Consider the following 16,331-nt stretch of genomic DNA (forward strand, 5'->3'; position numbering starts at 1 on the left):
GCCGAAGACTTGCCACAACAAACCCCCAACACACACCAACAACACGTGCCTGACACGTGGATTCCAAACAGGGGCAACACACCGCACGCGTCCACTAACAAGATCCAACCCCCACCAGGGACGGACCACCCACCACCAGCCCGAGCAATCGGAACCTGGGCGGCACCGGTCCGACGGCCCGAACAGGGGTTCATAGAGTTACGGCGGCCATAGCGGCAGGGAAACACCCGGTCCCATCCCGAACCCGGAAGTTAAGCCTGCCAGCGCCGATGGTACTGCAACCGAGAGGATGTGGGAGAGTAGGACGCCGCCGGACAAACATTCCAGTAGAGGCCACCCCATGGGTGGCCTCTACTGTGTTTTCGGGACAGACTTCTCTCATCTCAATAGCGATCTCAGACGGAGCAGGTGCACGAACGTGGCAGACCAGCGTGGTGGACGCCGGGACGGCGGTTCTCGGCAGGGTGGCCCTCGCCAGGGGCAGGGCGGCAGCCGAGGCGGAGCGGGTGCGTCCCGCGGCGACGGCAAGGGTCGCGGCAGCTCCGGACGGGATCGCAAGCCGTTCGAGCGCAAGGACGGCGACCGCAAGCCGGCCGGCGCCCGGGGCGGCCAGGGGCGCGGCAAGCCTGCCGGTCAGGGTGAGCGCCGCGGTGGCGAGTCCCGCCGCGAGCGGCCCGAACGGACCGCGTCGCAGGCTGTCTACGACGGCCCGCCGCTGCCCGACGACATCACCGGCAGCGAGCTGGACGCCTCGGTGCGCGCCCAGCTGCGCAGCCTCCCGGAGAAGCTCGCACTGCGCGTGGCGCGCCACCTCGCCGCCGCCGGCCAGCTCGTCGACGACGACCCGGAGACGGCGTACCAGCACACCCTGGCCGCCAAGGCCCGCGCGTCGCGGATCGCGGTCGTGCGTGAGGCCGTCGGCGAGTCGGCCTACGCGGCCGGTCACTACGCCGAGGCGCTCGCGGAGCTGCGTGCGGCGAAGCGGATGAACGGCGCGACGGCCTACCTGCCGATCATGGCGGACTGCCACCGCGCGCTGGGGAACCCCACCCGTGCCCTCGAGCTCGCCAAGAGCCCGTCCGTCGCGAAGTTCCCCTCGGCTGCCAAGGCGGAGATGACCATCGTCGAGGCCGGCGCCCGCCGCGACCTCGGTCAGATGGACGCCGCGCTGCGCACGCTCGAGGTCTCGCCGCTCAACAGCAAGAGCCGCGAGCCGTGGGTGGTGCGCCTGCGCTACGCCTACGCGGACACCCTCGAGGCCGCCGGCCGGCTCAACGACGCCCTCACCTGGTTCCACAAGACCAACGCGATCGACTCCGAGGAGGTCACCGACGCGGCCGACCGCGCCGTGTCCCTCGAGAAGCGGGTCGACCGGGACTGAGGACCGCCGCAGCGGCCTACTCGGTCGGCTGGGTCGGGTCCGGGCGTGCGCTGAAGGTGACGATCGCCTGCTCCGCGCCCGCCGGCTTGGTGTCCCAGCGGACGTCCTCGCGGAACGCGATCCGGACCTGGTCGACGACGGCAACCACCGGTGCGTCGGCCTCGAGCCTGAGGACCACCGAGTCTCCGGTGACCAGTCGCTGGCCCTCGGGGTTCACCAGCTCGGAGCAGAACTGCTCGGGGCGGGTCGTCACGCCCACGGTGCCGCGTCGGCACAGCAGGGGAGTGATCTCGAGGTCGGCGCTCGTGGTGGCGTGCACCTTCACCCCGGAGACGCGCAGCGTGCGGTCGAAGCCCTCCGAGGCGCTGAACATGCCGACGTAGAGCGGCGTGCCGACGACCCCGGGGGCGCTGACCGTCTTGCCGGTGGTCGGCAGGTCCTCGGGCGTCATGGCGTACCAGACGAACCAGCCGAGGAGCAGGAGCACGCCGGCCGCGGCGATGAGCAGGCGACCGGTGCGCGACTGGAGCGAGATCCGGGGGAGCGGGGGCTCGTCGAGTCCGTTGCCGGTGCGCGCGACCGTCTCCCGGGTGCGGCGGGAACGCGGCGCAGGCCGCTCGGCAGGACGTTTGCGGGAGGGCTTCTCCGCCCGTCGTCGGCCTGGCTGGCGGGTGGTGTCGGGCGCGATTCCCCCGTCGGTCATGGTCGAACCTTAGGACACCGGTACGCGCAGTGGGTGCACGTGTCACACTCCTGCGCATGACCTTCCCGGCGGTGCGGATCCCGGAGCAGCCCAAGCGCCCCACCCTCGAGGGCAACGTCGCGGTCCGCGACGGCCGGCGCCTCAGCTTCGCGGAGTACGGCTCGCCGCGCGGCCCGGCGCTCGTGTGGATGCACGGGACCCCCGGAGCCCGGCGCCAGATCCCGGTCGACGCCCGCCGGTACGCCGAGGAGGCGGGCATCCGGATCATCGGCATCGACCGGCCCGGGATCGGCTCCTCCACGCCGCACCTCTACCCGAACATCCTCGACTGGACCGAGGACCTCGTGCTGCTGCTCGAGGCGCTGGCGATCGAGGACCTGTCCGTCGTCGGTCTCTCCGGTGGTGGTCCCTACGCCCTGGCGGCCGGCGTCGCGCTGCCCGACCGCGTGCACGGCGTCGGCGTGCTCGGCGGCGTCGCGCCCACCCGCGGCGCCGACGCGGCCGACGGCGGGCCGATCCAGCTGGCCGTGCACGCAGCGCCGCTGATCTCGGCGGCCCGGGTGCCGCTCGGGGTCGCGCTCACCGGTGTGATCCGGGGCGTGAAGCCGCTGGCCGGCCCTGCCCTCGACCTCTACGCCGCCGTGCAGCCGCCCGGTGACAAGACCCTGCTCGGCCGGCCCGAGTTCAAGGCGATGTTCCTCGACGACCTGCTCAACGGCAGCCGGTTCCAGACCTCCGCCCCGCTGTCGGACCTCGTGCTGTTCACCCGCGACTGGGGCTTCCGGCTCGAGGACGTGAAGGTGCCCGTGCGCTGGTGGCACGGCGACGACGACCACATCGTGCCCTTCCGGCACGGTCAGCACTGCGTCGAGCGCCTCCCGGACGCGACGATGACGGTCATCGACGGGGAGAGCCACCTGGGCGGCCTCGGTGTCGCGAAGCAGGTCATGGACGAGCTGATCGGGCTGCGCCCGGCAGCCGGGTCGGGCGAGTAGTCCAGGACACACGGCCGGATCACTGGTGTCGGCGTGTCCCATGCGACACAATGGTCACCACAACCACACAATTGTCGCTCATGACGGATGCTGCTGGCTCCGGGACTGCGACCGCTTCCGAGGAGACCGCTGGGGAAGGCGTATCTCGCGCCGGAGGTAGGGAGAAGTCGAGGAGTTCGTGGTGACCGGAAGCATGAGTGCAACCAGGGGCGTGTTCTACGTCCACTCTGCGCCGTCCGCGCTGTGCCCTCACATCGAGTGGGCCGTGGGTGGCGTTCTCGGCGTGCCCGTGAACCCGCACTGGACGCCGCAGCCGGCCCAGTCGGGCAGCTACCGCTGCGAGTTCTCGTGGACCGGCAAGGTCGGCGCCGCCGCGGAGATCGCCTCGGCCCTGCGCGGCTGGAACCACCTGCGCTTCGAGGTCACCGAGGAGCCGACCGCGACCACCGAGGGCGCCCGGTTCTCCTACACGCCCGACCTCGGCGTCTTCCACGCGGTCACCGGCCTGCACGGCGACATCATGATCCCCGAGGACCGGCTCAAGGCCGCCGTCGTGCGCGCGGCGATGGGTGAGGTCACCCTCGAGAACGAGATCGACAAGCTGCTCGGCAAGCCCTGGGACGACGAGCTGGAGACCTTCCGGCACGCCGGCGAGGGCGCCCCGGTGCGCTGGCTGCACCAGGTGGTCTGACCGGCGGTCGGGCAGACCGACCCGACGTCGTACCTCCCCGAGACAGAAGAAGGGCCCGGCGCGTTCGCGCCGGGCCCTTCGTGCACCTCGTACGACGTCAGCTCGGCGTCCCGAAGATGACGGCCACGTTGGCGCCACCGAACCCGAAGGAGTTGTTCAACGCAGCGATGTCGCCGAGTGGGAGGTCCCGGACCTTCGTCGCCACGTCGAGCTCGACCTTCGGGTCCTGCTCGTCGAGGTTGATGGTGGGCGGAGCAGTGCGGTGGTGCAGCGCAAGCACCGTCGCGACGCCCTCGAGGGCGCCGGCACCACCGAGGAGGTGGCCGGTCATCGACTTCGTCGCGGAGACCACCAGGTCGTTCGCCGCCGAGCCGAGGACGGCGTGGAGCATGAGCGACTCGGCGACGTCACCCTGCGGGGTGGAGGTCGCGTGGGCGTTCACGTGCTTGATGTCGGACGGCGCGACCCCGGCGTCGTGGACGGCCAGCCGGATGGCGCGGGTGCCGCCGCGGCCCTCCGGGTCGGGCTGCGCGATGTCGTGGGCGTCCGCGGTGATGCCGGTGCCGAGAACCTCGGCGTAGATCCGGGCGCCACGAGCCGTCGCGTGCTCGTAGGACTCAAGCACGAGCGCACCGGCACCCTCGCCGAGCACGAAGCCGTCACGACCGGTGTCGAACGGGCGGGAGACCGTCGTCGGGTCAGCGTCGTTCTTCGACAGGGCCATCATGTTCGCGAACGCGGCGATGGGCAGGGGGTGGATGGCCGCCTCGGTGCCGCCGGCGACCGCGACGTCGACCCGGCCGAGCCGGATCTGGTCGGCGGCCAGCGAGATCGCCTCGTTGCCCGACGCGCACGCCGAGACCGGAGTGTTGACCGGGCCGCGGGCGCCGAGCTTGAGGCTGATGGTCGCGGCCGGGGCGTTGGCCATCAGCATCGGGACGGCGATGGGGGAGACCCGCCGCGGCCCCTTCTCGAGCAGCACCTCGTGGTTGCTGAGCAGCGTCTGGACGCCGCCGATGCCGGAGGCGAAGGCGACGCCGAAGCGCTCGGCGTCGAGGTCCCCGGCCTCCTTGACGCCGTCGAGGCCCGAGTCGGCCCACGCCTCGAGTGCCGCCACCAGCGCGAGCTGGGAGGAGCGGTCGAGGCGGCGGGCGACGACGCGGTCGAGGACCTCGGTCGGGTCCACGGCGGCGGTGCCGCCGATCTTGACCGGGAGACCGTCAGCCATGTCGCCGAGGGGACGGATCCCCGAACGGCCGGCGAGGAGGCCCTCCCAGGTACTGGCGACGTCGCCGCCGAGCGGGCTCGTGGTGCCCAGGCCGGTCACGACGACACGAGTGCGGGACATGGCTGTCGGTCTCCTTCGTGAGTCAGGGGGTGGTGCAGGCGGTGCCGGAGCAGGTGCTCAGGCGGCCTGGTTCTTCTCGATGTAGGCGACGGCGTCGCCCACGGTCTTGAGGTTCTTGACCTCGTCGTCGGGGATGGTGACGCCGAACTTCTCCTCGGCCTCGACCACGACCTCGACCATCGACAGCGAGTCCACGTCGAGGTCGTCGCTGAACGACTTGTCCAGCTGGACGTTCTCGGCCGGGATGCCCGCGACCTCGTTGACGATCTCGGCAAGGGCGGCGCGGATCTCTTCGGTGCTCATCTTCTCTCCAGGGTTGTTGGTGGAACTCGGTGGTCAGGGGATGGTGACGACCTGCGCGGCGTACGCGAGGCCGGCACCGAAGGCGATCAGGAGCGCGAGGTCTCCGGACCTCGCCTCGCCTTCGGCGATCATGCGGTCGAGGGCCAGCGGGATCGACGCGGCGGAGGTGTTGCCGGCGTCGATGATGTCGCGGGCGATCCGGACCGAGTCGGGCAGCTTCAGCGCCCGGGCCATGGTGTCGGTGATCCGGTTGTTGGCCTGGTGGGGGATGAAGCAGTCGAGCTGGTCGGCGGTGATGCCGGCTCGGTCGAGCGCCTGCTGCGCCACCTTGGCCATGCCGTACGACGCCCAGCGGAAGACCTCGTTGCCCTTCATCGACAGGTACGGCATGCCGGAGCCCTGGGCGAGGACGTCGCGCCAGTCCGGGGTGCGGATGTGGTCGTAGTGCTCGCCGTCGGAGCCCCACACGACCGGACCGATGCCGGGGGTCTCGGACGGTCCCACGACGACGGCGCCGGCGCCGTCGGCGAAGATGAACGCCGTGCCCCGGTCGGTCGGGTCGGTGATGTCGGACAGCTTCTCCACGCCGATCACCAGCACGTGGCCGGCGCTGCCGCCGCGCACCATGTCGTTGGCGAGCGCGACGCCGTGGCAGAAGCCGGCGCAGGCCGCGGAGATGTCGAACGCCGCGGGCTGCGTGGTGCCGAGGGCGTGGGCGACTGCGGTCGCCGCCGACGGGGTCTGCAGCAGGTGGCTGACGGTCGCCACGATGACGGCGTCGACCTGCGCGGCCTCGATCCCGGCGTTGGACAGGGCTTCGCGCGACGCGGCGACGGCCATCGAGACGACGGTCTCGTCGTCGCCGGCGAAGCGCCGGGTCCTGATGCCCGAGCGCTGCTGGATCCACTCGTCGCTGGAGTCGATCTGGTCGACGATCTCCGCGTTGGGGACCACACGGGCGGGGCGGTAGGCACCCACGCCGAGGAAGGCAGCGTGGGCAGGTCCGGTCTCGGTGCGCAGTGTTGCGGTCATGCGGGCACCACCTGGTCGGCCGTCGCGTGCTTCTCGCAGAAGGCGCGGGCCTCCTCGAGCTGGTCGGGGTTGTCGAGCGAGAACGTCTCGACGGCCAGGTCGCGGCCGCGGAACCAGCGCTTCGCGATGCCGGTGAGCGTGCCGGACGGCGGCAGCTCCAGCAGGCCGGTGACGCCGAGGTCGGCCATCCGCTCGAGGCAGAGGTCCCAGCGCACCGGGCGGGCGATCTGGCCGACGATCCGGTCGAGGACCTCACGGCCGTCCTCCAGCACCGAGCCGTCGGAGTTGGTGATGAAGGGGACCCGGGCGTCGGCGACGGTGACCGCGGCGGCGAGGGCGGTGACGTGGTCGACGGCCGGGGCCATGTGCGGGGAGTGGAACGCGCCGGCGACCGACAGCGGCCGGGGCCGGGCACCCTTCGGCGCCGCGGCGGCGAACGCCTCGAGCTGCTCGAGCGTGCCGGCGGCGACGACCTGGCCGGGGCCGTTGTCGTTGGCGGGGGTGAGCCCGTGCTCCTCGATCGCCGCGAGCACCTCGTCACGATCGCCGCCGAGGACGGCGGTCATCCCGGTCGGGGTGACCGCAGCGGCGTCGGCCATCGCCCGGCCGCGCTCGCGGACCAGCACCATGGCCTGCTCGTCGCTGAGGACGCCGGCGGCGACGGCGGCGGCGATCTCACCGACGCTGTGGCCGGCGACGGCCGCCGGCGCGGCGCCGAGCCGACCAGCCGCCAGCAGCGCGGAGGCCACGAGGAGGGGCTGGGCGACCTTGGTGTCGCGGATGGTGTCCTCGTCGGCCTCGGTGCCGTGGTGCGCCAGGTCGAGCCCGGCGACGGCGGAGAGCCAGCCGAGGCGCGCGGCACAGGCCGGGTCCTCCAGCCAGGGCGAGAGGAATCCGGGAGTCTGTGCCCCCTGTCCGGGGGCCACGATCACGAGCACGGGTCCAGCCTGCCGGGCACGGGCCCGCGAACGCGCCTGTGCCTCCGACGAACTTGGACCGGCGGCTTTGTAGGGGTCCCACAACCTGCGGCCCGGGCACGGGCGCGGAGGGTCAGACGCCGGCCTGGCGCCCCAGCACGAGGGCGAGCTGCAGCACGAGCGCGTCCCGGGGGACCGACGGGGTCAGCCCGGTCGCGTCGGCTATCTGGCCGAGCCGGTAGCGCACCGTGTTGGCGTGCACGAACAGCGCGCGGGCGGTCGCCTCGATCCCGCCGCCGTTGGCGAAGTAGGCCACCAGGGTCTCGACGAGCTCGCCGCGGGCCTCGGCCAGCGGGCGGTAGAGCTGCTCGACGGCATCGACCCGGGCCGCGTCGTCCCCGGCGAGGATCCGCTCGGGGAGCAGGTCGTGCGCCGAGACCGGGCGGGGAGCGTCGGGCCAGCCGACGGCTGCGCGCAGCGCGCCGAGTGCCACGGCCGCCGAGCGGTGGGCGGTCGCGAGGTCGGCCGCGGTCGGGCCGACGACGACCGGGCCGTCGCCGAAGAGGTCGACCAGCACGGCCGCGTCCTTCTCCGGGGTTCCGACACCGCCGAGGATCACGACGAGCAGGTGGCCCTGCACGGCGCAGAGCGCGTCCAGGCCCCGCTCGCGCGCCTTGCGGCGTACGGCGTCGAAGGCCTCGGTCGGGGCACCTGCTGCCTCGGCGGGCGCGTTGCCGACGACGACCGCGACGTCGCCGCGGGCGGCCCAGCCGACCGCGCTGGCACGGGAGAGCACCGACTCGTCGGTCTCGGCACGCAGCACGGCGTCGACGACGAGCGCCTCGAGGCGGGCGTCCCAGCGGCCACGGACCTCCGCCGCCCGCGCGTACACCTCGGCCGTGGCGAAGGCGACCTCGCGGCCGTAGCGCAGCACCGAGGCGTGCACCTCGTCCATGACGTCCGGCTCGAGCAGCAGCTGGATGTTGCGCTCCACCTCGTCGATCGTGAGCTTGATCAGCTCGACGGTCTGGTGGAGGTCGATGACGCCGGCCATCGCGCGCGGCGCGGCGCCGAAGACCTGGATGACCACCTCGTCGTCGTCCGGGTCGACCCCGCCGCCGTCGGCGAACCAGTCGACGAAGCCCTTCACGCCGGCCTGCACGATCATGCCGACCCAGGAGCGCTCCTCGGCGCCGAGCGAGCGGAACCAGGCGAGGTCGGACTCCATCCGGGCCACGGCCGCGGTGCTCAGGGAGCCGGTCGCCGCCCGCAGCTGCCGGGTGGCGCTCTCGCGGGCCTGGGGTCCGGTCGGCGACATGGCACCAGCGTAGGACCCTCGGCCCCGTCACGGATCGTCCCGGGTGGGTGTCACGCGCGACCACGGTCGTGGTTGAATCGCGCATCACCTGCTAGCAGCCAGCAAGCACCTGCCGGCTCGCCGACGAGGGGGTGCCCATGACGGGAACGACTCACCGCGCCGAGCAGCACGACGACGTGCAGTTCGTCACCATCCACGGCAAGAAGCGCGCCTTCGTGAAGAAGGGCGAGGGGCCGGTCCTCCTGCTCCTGCACGGCCTCGCCTGCGACCACACGACGTGGACGCCGGTGATCGACCGGCTCGCCGAGAAGTACACGGTCGTCGCGCCGGACCTGCTCGGCCACGGCCTCTCCGACAAGCCGCGCGCCGACTACACGCTCGGAGGCTACGCCAACGGCATGCGCGACCTGCTCACCGTGCTGGGCATCGACAAGGTCACCGTCGTCGGCCACAGCTTCGGGGGTGGAGTGGCGATGCAGTTCGCCTACCAGTTCCCCGAGCGCACGCAGCGGGTCATGCTCGTCGCGACCGGGGGCCTCGGGCCGGACGTCACGCCCCTGATCAAGCTGATCCAGGTCCCCGGCTGGTTCCGGGTGATGGGGGCGCTCACCCTGCCCGGCCTGCGCCACCTGGAGACCTTCGCGCTCCGGACCGCGCACGAGTACGGCGGCGTCGGGCCCTTGCGCCCGGTCACCCGCGACCTCGGCGAGATCGCCGACATCGTCGAGTCCTGGAAGGACCGCCGCACCCGGTTCGCGATCCGCCACCTCGTCCGCGCGGTGATCGACTGGCGCGGCCAGATCGTCACGATGGCCGACCGGGCCTACCTCAGCGAGGCGATGCCGATGGCCGTGGTGTGGGGCCAGGACGACCGGGTGATCCCCGTGCGGCACGCGAGCAACGCGGCCGCGCTCGCGCCGGACGTGCGGGTCGAGGTGCTCGCCGACGCGGGCCACTTCCCGCACAAGGACCACCCCGGGGAGTTCGCCCGGATCCTCGACGAGTTCGTCAGCACGACCGAGCCGGCGTCGTACAGCCGCGCGCGGTTCCGGCGCCTGCTCAAGGCCGGTGCGTCCGCAGAGGCGCCGTCACCGGCACCGGTGGTGCGGGTGACGACGCCTGCCTAGCGGCGCACGTCAGGCGTCGCCGCCCTCCTGCTTGCGGTCGGCGACGGCGGTCGGGTCGTCGATCCGGTAGCGCTCGAGCGCCTCCTTCACCCGGCCCGGGTCGATCTCGCCGGCATCGGCGAGGGCGGCCAGGGTCTGGACCACGACCGACTCGGCGTCGACCTGGAAGAACCGGCGGGCGGCGGGGCGGGTGTCGGCGAAGCCGAAGCCGTCGGCGCCGAGCACCCGGTAGTCCGCCGGCACCCACGGCGCGATCTGCAGCGGCACGGCCGTCATGTAGTCCGACACCGCCACGACCGGCGCCTGGGCGTTCGGGCCCTGGCCGAGCGCGTCGGTGACGAACGGCGTGCGGTGCTCCTCGTCGGGGTGCAGGAGGTTCCACTTGTCCGTCTTCACGCCCTCGCGGGCGAGCTCGTTCCACGAGGTGACCGACCAGGTCTCGGCGTGGACGCCCCACTCCTCCGCGAGGATCCGCTTCGCCTCGGCGATCCACGGGAAGCCGACGCCGGAGGCGAGCAGGCGCACCCGCGGGCCCTGCGCACCCTCGTCGGGCGTCGAGACGCGGTACATGCCCTTGAGCAGCGCGGCGACGTCGAGGTCCTCCGGCTCCGCGGGCTGGTCGACCGGCTCGTTGTAGACGGTGAGGTAGAAGATGATGTCCTCGCCCAGCGGGTGCTCCTCGCTGGTGCCGTACATCCGCTCCAGGCCCGAGCGCATGATGTGCCCGACCTCGTAGGCGAACGCGGGGTCGTAGTGCACGACCGCGGGGTTGGTGGCCGCGAGCAGCGGGGAGTGGCCGTCGGCGTGCTGCAGGCCCTCACCCGTCAGCGTCGTGCGGCCGGCCGTCGCGCCGACCAGGAAGCCGCGCGCGAGCTGGTCGGCCATCGCCCAGATCGAGTCACCGGTCCGCTGGAAGCCGAACATCGAGTAGAAGATGTAGAAGGGGATCATCGGCTCGCCGTGGGTGGAGTACGACGACCCGGCGGCGATCGCCGACGCCATCGCGCCGGCCTCCGAGATGCCCTCGTGCAGCAGCTGGCCCTGCGGCGACATCTTGTACTGCAGCAGCATGTTGCGGTCGACCGACTCGAAGGTCTGGCCGGCCGGGTCGTAGACCTTCGCCGACGGGAACATCGAGTCCATGCCGAAGGTGCGGTACTCGTCGGGCGCGATCGGCACGAAGCGCTTGCCGATCTCCGGGTCCTTCATCCAGTCGCGCAGCAGGCGCACCGCGGCCATCGTCGTGGCGACCTTGTGGTTGCCCGCGCCCTTCTTGAGCTCGGCGTACATGGCGTCCCCGGGCAGCCGGGGCGCCTTCGCGCGCACCACGCGGCGGGGGAGCGAGCCGCCCAGCTGGCGGCGCCGCTCCATCATGTACTCCATCTCGGGGGAGTCCTTGCCGGGGTGGAAGAACGGTGCCGTGCCGGTCGCCTCGTAGGCCGTCTCCAGGTCGCGGTCGCTGATGGGCAGGTAGAGCCGGTCGCGGAACTTCTTCAGGTCGTCCTGGGTCAGCTTCTTCATCTGGTGGGTGGCGTTGCGGCCCTCGAGGGCGTCGATCGTCCACCCCTTCACGGTGTGCGCCAGGATCACCGTCGGCTGGCCGACGGTCTTGGTCGCGGCGTCGAAGGCGGCGTAGACCTTGCGGTAGTCGTGCCCGCCGCGCGGCAGCTTCTCGATCTGCCGGTCGGTCATGTGCTCGACCATCGCGCGCAGGCGCGGGTCCGGGCCGAAGAAGTGCTCGCGGTTGTAGGCGCCGCTCTCGACCGAGAAGGTCTGGAAGGCGCCGTCCGGCGTCGCGTTCATCTTGTTGACCAGCACGCCGTCGACGTCGCGGGCCAGCAGTGCGTCCCACTCGCGGCCCCAGACGACCTTGATGACGTTCCAGCCGGCGCCGCGGAAGTAGGCCTCCAGCTCCTGGATGATCTTGCCGTTGCCGGTGACCGGGCCGTCGAGCTGCTGCAGGTTGCAGTTGATGACCCAGGTGAGGTTGTCGAGCTCCTCGCGCGCGGCGACCCGGATCGCGCCCAGCGACTCGGGCTCGGCCATCTCGCCGTCACCGAGGAAAGCCCACACGTGCTGCTGGCTGGTGTCCTTGATGCCGCGGTTGTGCAGGTAGCGGTTGAACCGCGCCTGGTAGATCGAGTTGATGCCGGTCAGGCCCATCGAGACCGTCGGGAACTCCCAGAAGTCCGGCATCAGCCGCGGGTGCGGGTACGACGGCAGGCCGGCGCCGGGACCGTGCTGGACCTCCTGGCGGAACCGGAACAGCTGCTCCTCGGTCAGCCGGCCCTCGAGGAACGCGCGGGCGTAGATGCCGGGGGAGGCGTGGCCCTGGATGAACAGCTGGTCGCCGCCGCCCGGGTGGTCCTTGCCGCGGAAGAAGTGGTTGAAGCCGACCTCGTACAGCGAGGCGCTCGACTGGTACGTGGCGATGTGGCCGCCGACCTCGAGGCCCTTGCGGTTCGCGCTCGACACCATGACCGCGGCGTTCCACCGGATGAACGCGCGGATCCGGCGCTCGACGTCCTCGTCACCGGGGAACCACGGCTCGCGCTCCGGCGGGATCGTGTTGATGTAGTCGGTGCTGCGCAGCGCCGGGACGCCGACCTGCTTCTGCCGCGCACTCTCGAGCAGGCGGAGCATGACGTACCGGGCGCGCTCACGGCCCCGCTCCTCGACCATGGCGGTGAAGGAGTCGATCCAGTCCTGGGTCTCGTCCGGATCGATGTCCGGCAGCTGGGTGGGCAGACCCTCGTGGATGACCGAGGCGGGGCGGGTGGCCGGGGTGTGGCCGGGGGCTGTGGCGTCGGGGGTGTCGGAGGTCACGTCCCCATCCTTCCACCCGGAGGCCAGCCGCGGAATCTACCCGGGAGTAGCCCCGGTGGCCCTCCGGCCGGTGCCCAGCACACGTCCTGCGGGCCTCCTGCGGGGGTCTCCGCGGCCGCCTCCGGGGGTCCGGAGAGCGAGCCGACCCGCCGCGAGGGTTGCGCGCGCCGCCCCGACTCCGCTGGACTAGGGCCCGTCCCGCAGCAGTCGGGGCTTCGTCGTACCCGAAAAAGCCTGGAGGAAGCACCGTGACTTCGACCGCCCCTGGCGGCACCACCCCGACCGGACCTGCCGATCGGATGGGTCTCAAGCCCGGGATGGTGGTCCAGGAACTCGGCTGGGACAACGACACCGACGACGAGCTCCGGATCGCGATCGAGGACGCGATCGACGGGGACATGGTCGACGGCGACTACGGCAACGTGGTCGACGCGGTCGTGCTGTGGTGGCGCGACGACGACGGTGACCTGGTCGACGGGCTCGTCGACTCGCTGACCGACCTCGTCGGCGGCGGCGTGATCTGGCTGCTGACGCCCAAGATCGGGCGCCCCGGGGCGGTGGACGCGGCCGACATCGCCGAGGCCGCGCCGATCGCCGGTCTCGCGCAGACCACGGCGGTCACGGTGAGCAAGGACTGGGCCGCGACGAAGCTGGTCGCCCCCAAGTCGGTCTCCTGAGTCACTGCGACACCGCGTCCCATACCCTGATCCGCATGGGGAAGATCGCCAGCCGCGTCACCGACGCGGGCACGAGCCTGAAGATCCTGACCGAGGCCGGCATCGTCCGCCCCTACTCGCCGAGGGTGCTCGGCGGCATGGTCAACGCGCTCCTGAAGTGGAGCACCACCCCGGCCGGCGGCTTCAAGACCATCGCGCTGCGGATGCCGCAGCAGGTGGCGATCATCGACGAGCGCGGCTCGATCACCTTCTCCGAGCTGCAGGAGCGCACCAACGCGCTGGCCCACGGCCTGCGCGCCCGCGGCGTCAGGGCCGGTGACGGCGTCGCCGTCATGTGCCGCAACCACCGCGGCTTCGTCGAGGCATCCATCGCCATCAGCAAGCTCGGCGCGGACGTGCTCTACCTCAACACCGCGTTCGCCGGCCCCCAGCTGGCCGACGTGCTCGAGCGCGAGGCGCCGCGCGTCGTCGTGCACGACGAGGAGTTCACCGAGCTGCTCTCGCGCGCCGCCATCGCCGACCGCGTGCTCGGCTGGACCGACGACGACGCCGGTGAGGAGAGCCTCGAGGGGATCATCGCCGCGCAGCTGCGCGCCGGGAACACCGGCGACCTCGAGCCGGCCGGCCGCAAGGGCCGCACCATCATCCTGACCTCCGGCACGACCGGGACGCCGAAGGGTGCCCCCCGCCCCCAGGGCGGCCTGCCCGCCGCGATCTCGCTGCTGTCGCGGATGCCGCTCAGGAGCGGGTGGAAGTCCCACGTCGCCGCGCCGCTCTTCCACACCTGGGGCTTCGCGCACTACCAGCTCGCGATGGTGCTCGGCACCACCCTCGTGCTGACCCGCAAGTTCGACCCCGAGGACGCGCTGCGCATCCTGCACGAGGAGCAGTGCGACTCCTTCGCGGTCATCCCCGTCATGCTCCAGCGGATCCTGGCGCTGCCCGAGGAGACGCTCGACAAGTACCCGCTGCCGAACCTCAAGGCCGTCGCCTCGTCCGGCTCCGCGTTGCCCGGCGACCTGCCGACCCGCTGGATGGACCGGTACGGCGACAACCTCTACTCCGTCTACGGGTCCACCGAGGTCGCCTGGGCGTCGATCGCGTCCCCGCAGGACCTCCGCGAGGCCCCCGGCTGCGCCGGTCGCCTCCCGCACCAGACGGTCGTGAAGATCCTCGACGCCGACGGCCGCGAGCTCCCCACCGGCGAGTCCGGCCGGATCTTCGTCGGCAACTCCCTGCAGATCGAGGGCTACACCGGCGGGGGCGGCAAGGAGGTCGTCGACGGCCTCATGTCCTCCGGCGACGTCGGCCGCCTCGACGAGGAGGGGCGCCTCTACGTCGAGGGCCGCGACGACGAGATGATCGTCTCCGGCGGCGAGAACGTCTTCCCCAAGGAGGTCGAGGACTGCATCGCCAGCCACGACCAGGTCGCCGAGGTCGCCGCCCTCGGCGTCGATGACGACGACTTCGGCCAGCGGCTCCGTGCGTTCGTGGTCCCGGTGCCCGGCGCCGAGCTCACCGAGGACGACGTCAAGGCGCACGTGCGAGCCAACCTCGCCCGCTACAAGGTGCCGCGCGAGGTCGTCTTCCTTGACGAGCTGCCCCGCAACGCCACCGGCAAGGTCCTCAAGCGCGAGCTCGCCACCCACGACGATGCCGGGTCCGGGGCGTGAGCGCCAGCGGCGCGACCGGCCTCCAGGTCGGCGAGGTCGCCCCCGACTTCACCCTGCGCGACCAGTTCGGCCAGGACGTCTCGCTGTCGTCGTACCGGGGGAGGAAGGCAGTCGCGCTCGTCTTCTACCCGTACGCGTTCAGCGGTGTGTGCACCGGCGAGATGGGTGGCATCCGCAGCCGGCTCGACCAGTTCCTGACCTTCGACACCGAGGTCCTCGGCATCTCCTGCGACCCGGTCTACTCGCTGCGGGCGTTCAGCGACGCCGACGGCCTCAACTTCACCCTGCTCAGCGACTTCTGGCCGCACGGCGCGGTGTCCAGCGCGTACGGCGTCTTCGACGAGGTGGCCGGCTGCCCGGAGCGGTCGACCTACGTCATCGGCAAGGACGGGCGCATCTCCTGGGCCGTGCACCACCCCAAGCCCGCTGCACGCAGCCTCGAGGACATGCTCGAGGCCCTCCGTGCGGCCGGCGACGCCGACTGAGGGAAAAATGAGTTGAACCGCCGGCGTCTCGGGTCACCAGCGGTTCAACGAGTAGAACTCTAGCGGCCGCCCCGGGGTCGTCCAAGGGCTGGAAGCGATTTGGTTGAAAAATGACCCAAAGGAACTACCGGACCGGGGCCTGCGGACTACCGCTCCTTCCCGGATCCGGTCACCCGCGCGACCGGCGGGTGGAGTTGGGCCGCCGGCGGACGGCTCCGCTAGGCTGACCCGGCTCCTGGGGCGTATAGCTCAGCGGTAGAGCGCTTCGCTTACAACGAAGTGGTCGGGGGTTCGATCCCCTCTGCGCCCACCCACGCGTTGCCCTGCGGCCGTCGATGAGACGACTCTCATCGTCGGCTCATCGACGGCTCACGCCGGGCCGGAACAGTCCTCCTCGTCGGCCGAGCGGCCGGCGTACGCAACGAGGAGGAACCATGAAGAAGAAGCCCATCGCGCTCGCCGCGACCGGCCTGGTCGGGATGATGACCGCCGGCCTCACCATCAGCATGCTGGCGTGGCCCTCGCAGGCCGGCGCCTCCGACCTCGCGGTCAAGCGCGAGGAGGACACCCCGGACATCGTGCTCGTCAACGAGGACGACGACAACAACGACGACGACAACGGCGACGACGACGTCCGCGCCCGGGCCGCGGTCGACACCACCCGCAGCCGGGTCAGCCACAGCCGCAACACCCGTGGCGACCGCAGCCGGACCGGTGCGCGGAGCGGTCGCGACGACAGCCGCTCCGGCCGCGCGGTGCGGGACTGGACGCGCGACGGCAAGAACAACAAGCTCAAGCGCGACTGGTCCGCGAACCGGACCAACGACCGCAGCCGCAACAACACCCGCCGCTGAC

Annotated in this window: 15 protein-coding genes, 1 tRNA gene and 1 rRNA gene; 10 read left to right on the forward strand and 7 right to left on the reverse strand. The window is 71.8% G+C overall.

What is annotated here, in order from left to right:
• Positions 1 to 199: 199 nt before the first annotated feature.
• A 5S ribosomal RNA gene (gene rrf, locus NOCJ54_RS0119625) occupies positions 200 to 316 on the forward strand.
• Between the two features lie 102 nt (positions 317 to 418).
• Positions 419 to 1,381 (forward strand): hypothetical protein, encoded by a 963-nt coding sequence (locus NOCJ54_RS27095; protein ID WP_036518848.1) that lies wholly within the window; start codon positions 419 to 421, stop codon positions 1,379 to 1,381.
• Between the two features lie 16 nt (positions 1,382 to 1,397).
• Here NOCJ54_RS27095 and NOCJ54_RS0119635 read toward each other — a convergent pair whose 3' ends face one another.
• Positions 1,398 to 2,084 (reverse strand): hypothetical protein, encoded by a 687-nt coding sequence (locus NOCJ54_RS0119635; RefSeq protein ID WP_028656849.1) that lies wholly within the window; start codon positions 2,082 to 2,084, stop codon positions 1,398 to 1,400.
• Positions 2,085 to 2,140: 56 nt separating this feature from the next.
• Here NOCJ54_RS0119635 and NOCJ54_RS0119640 point away from each other — a divergent pair, with 56 nt between their 5' ends.
• Entirely contained in the window at positions 2,141 to 3,079 is a 939-nt protein-coding gene (locus NOCJ54_RS0119640; protein ID WP_051486141.1) for an alpha/beta fold hydrolase, read from the forward strand.
• Positions 3,080 to 3,272: 193 nt separating this feature from the next.
• Positions 3,273 to 3,770 (forward strand): DUF3145 domain-containing protein, encoded by a 498-nt coding sequence (locus tag NOCJ54_RS0119645; RefSeq protein ID WP_028656851.1) that lies wholly within the window; start codon positions 3,273 to 3,275, stop codon positions 3,768 to 3,770.
• 97 nt (positions 3,771 to 3,867) lie between these two features.
• On the opposite strand, the gene fabF is transcribed toward NOCJ54_RS0119645, so the two are convergent.
• The 5 genes from fabF to NOCJ54_RS0119670 all read right to left on the reverse strand — a co-directional run bounded on the left by fabF (position 3,868) and on the right by NOCJ54_RS0119670 (position 8,688).
• Positions 3,868 to 5,118, reverse strand: coding sequence for a beta-ketoacyl-ACP synthase II (gene fabF, locus NOCJ54_RS0119650; RefSeq protein WP_028656852.1), 1,251 nt, complete (start codon positions 5,116 to 5,118; stop codon positions 3,868 to 3,870).
• Between the two features lie 57 nt (positions 5,119 to 5,175).
• A complete protein-coding gene (locus NOCJ54_RS0119655) occupies positions 5,176 to 5,421 on the reverse strand; it encodes an acyl carrier protein (protein WP_028656853.1) in 246 nt (81 codons plus the stop codon).
• A 33-nt stretch (positions 5,422 to 5,454) separates the two neighbouring features.
• On the reverse strand, positions 5,455 to 6,453 hold the full coding sequence (locus NOCJ54_RS0119660) for a beta-ketoacyl-ACP synthase III (protein WP_028656854.1): 999 nt from the start codon (positions 6,451 to 6,453) through the stop codon (positions 5,455 to 5,457).
• A complete protein-coding gene (locus tag NOCJ54_RS27100; protein WP_036518850.1) occupies positions 6,450 to 7,391 on the reverse strand; it encodes an ACP S-malonyltransferase in 942 nt (313 codons plus the stop codon). The genes NOCJ54_RS0119660 and NOCJ54_RS27100 overlap by 4 nt, the downstream gene beginning before the upstream one ends.
• A gap of 112 nt (positions 7,392 to 7,503) precedes the next feature.
• Positions 7,504 to 8,688 (reverse strand): PucR family transcriptional regulator, encoded by a 1,185-nt coding sequence (locus NOCJ54_RS0119670; RefSeq protein ID WP_028656855.1) that lies wholly within the window; start codon positions 8,686 to 8,688, stop codon positions 7,504 to 7,506.
• A 137-nt stretch (positions 8,689 to 8,825) separates the two neighbouring features.
• Between NOCJ54_RS0119670 and NOCJ54_RS27105 the strand changes: the two genes are divergently transcribed.
• Entirely contained in the window at positions 8,826 to 9,815 is a 990-nt protein-coding gene (locus NOCJ54_RS27105; RefSeq protein ID WP_051486143.1) for an alpha/beta fold hydrolase, read from the forward strand.
• A 9-nt stretch (positions 9,816 to 9,824) separates the two neighbouring features.
• On the opposite strand, the gene aceE is transcribed toward NOCJ54_RS27105, so the two are convergent.
• Complete coding sequence (gene aceE, locus NOCJ54_RS0119680; protein ID WP_028656856.1) at positions 9,825 to 12,641, reverse strand: pyruvate dehydrogenase (acetyl-transferring), homodimeric type; 2,817 nt, start codon at positions 12,639 to 12,641, stop codon at positions 9,825 to 9,827.
• A gap of 248 nt (positions 12,642 to 12,889) precedes the next feature.
• Here aceE and NOCJ54_RS0119685 point away from each other — a divergent pair, with 248 nt between their 5' ends.
• From NOCJ54_RS0119685 to NOCJ54_RS27110, 5 genes are all read left to right on the forward strand, one after another.
• Complete coding sequence (locus NOCJ54_RS0119685) at positions 12,890 to 13,318, forward strand: DUF3052 domain-containing protein (RefSeq protein WP_028656857.1); 429 nt, start codon at positions 12,890 to 12,892, stop codon at positions 13,316 to 13,318.
• Between the two features lie 35 nt (positions 13,319 to 13,353).
• Positions 13,354 to 14,991 carry an AMP-binding protein gene (locus NOCJ54_RS0119690; RefSeq protein WP_036518854.1) on the forward strand — a complete coding sequence of 546 codons (1,638 nt, stop codon included), beginning with the start codon at positions 13,354 to 13,356 and terminating at the stop codon, positions 14,989 to 14,991.
• Positions 14,988 to 15,476: a peroxiredoxin gene (locus tag NOCJ54_RS0119695; RefSeq protein WP_028656859.1), complete on the forward strand. Its 489-nt coding sequence runs from the start codon at positions 14,988 to 14,990 to the stop codon at positions 15,474 to 15,476. The genes NOCJ54_RS0119690 and NOCJ54_RS0119695 overlap by 4 nt, the downstream gene beginning before the upstream one ends.
• A 238-nt stretch (positions 15,477 to 15,714) precedes the next feature.
• A tRNA-Val gene (locus NOCJ54_RS0119700) sits at positions 15,715 to 15,786 on the forward strand.
• Positions 15,787 to 15,910: 124 nt separating this feature from the next.
• Positions 15,911 to 16,330 carry a hypothetical protein gene (locus NOCJ54_RS27110; protein ID WP_036518855.1) on the forward strand — a complete coding sequence of 140 codons (420 nt, stop codon included), beginning with the start codon at positions 15,911 to 15,913 and terminating at the stop codon, positions 16,328 to 16,330.
• The last annotated feature ends 1 nt before the right edge of the window (position 16,331 follow it).

The organism is Nocardioides sp. J54 (assembly GCF_000519005.1).
Classification (GTDB): Bacteria; Actinomycetota; Actinomycetes; order Propionibacteriales; family Nocardioidaceae; genus Nocardioides.

Excerpts from the sequence above, each read along its gene's own strand:
- NOCJ54_RS0119635 (WP_028656849.1), bottom strand. The coding sequence starts at position 2,084 with ATGACCGACGGGGGAATCGCGCCCGACACCACCCGCCAGCCAGGCCGA.
- NOCJ54_RS0119640 (WP_051486141.1), top strand. The coding sequence starts at position 2,141 with ATGACCTTCCCGGCGGTGCGGATCCCGGAGCAGCCCAAGCGCCCCACC.
- NOCJ54_RS0119645 (WP_028656851.1), top strand. The coding sequence starts at position 3,273 with ATGAGTGCAACCAGGGGCGTGTTCTACGTCCACTCTGCGCCGTCCGCG.
- fabF (WP_028656852.1), bottom strand. The coding sequence starts at position 5,118 with ATGTCCCGCACTCGTGTCGTCGTGACCGGCCTGGGCACCACGAGCCCG.
- NOCJ54_RS0119655 (WP_028656853.1), bottom strand. The coding sequence starts at position 5,421 with ATGAGCACCGAAGAGATCCGCGCCGCCCTTGCCGAGATCGTCAACGAG.
- NOCJ54_RS0119660 (WP_028656854.1), bottom strand. The coding sequence starts at position 6,453 with ATGACCGCAACACTGCGCACCGAGACCGGACCTGCCCACGCTGCCTTC.
- NOCJ54_RS0119670 (WP_028656855.1), bottom strand. The coding sequence starts at position 8,688 with ATGTCGCCGACCGGACCCCAGGCCCGCGAGAGCGCCACCCGGCAGCTG.
- NOCJ54_RS27105 (WP_051486143.1), top strand. The coding sequence starts at position 8,826 with ATGACGGGAACGACTCACCGCGCCGAGCAGCACGACGACGTGCAGTTC.
- NOCJ54_RS0119690 (WP_036518854.1), top strand. The coding sequence starts at position 13,354 with ATGGGGAAGATCGCCAGCCGCGTCACCGACGCGGGCACGAGCCTGAAG.
- NOCJ54_RS27110 (WP_036518855.1), top strand. The coding sequence starts at position 15,911 with ATGAAGAAGAAGCCCATCGCGCTCGCCGCGACCGGCCTGGTCGGGATG.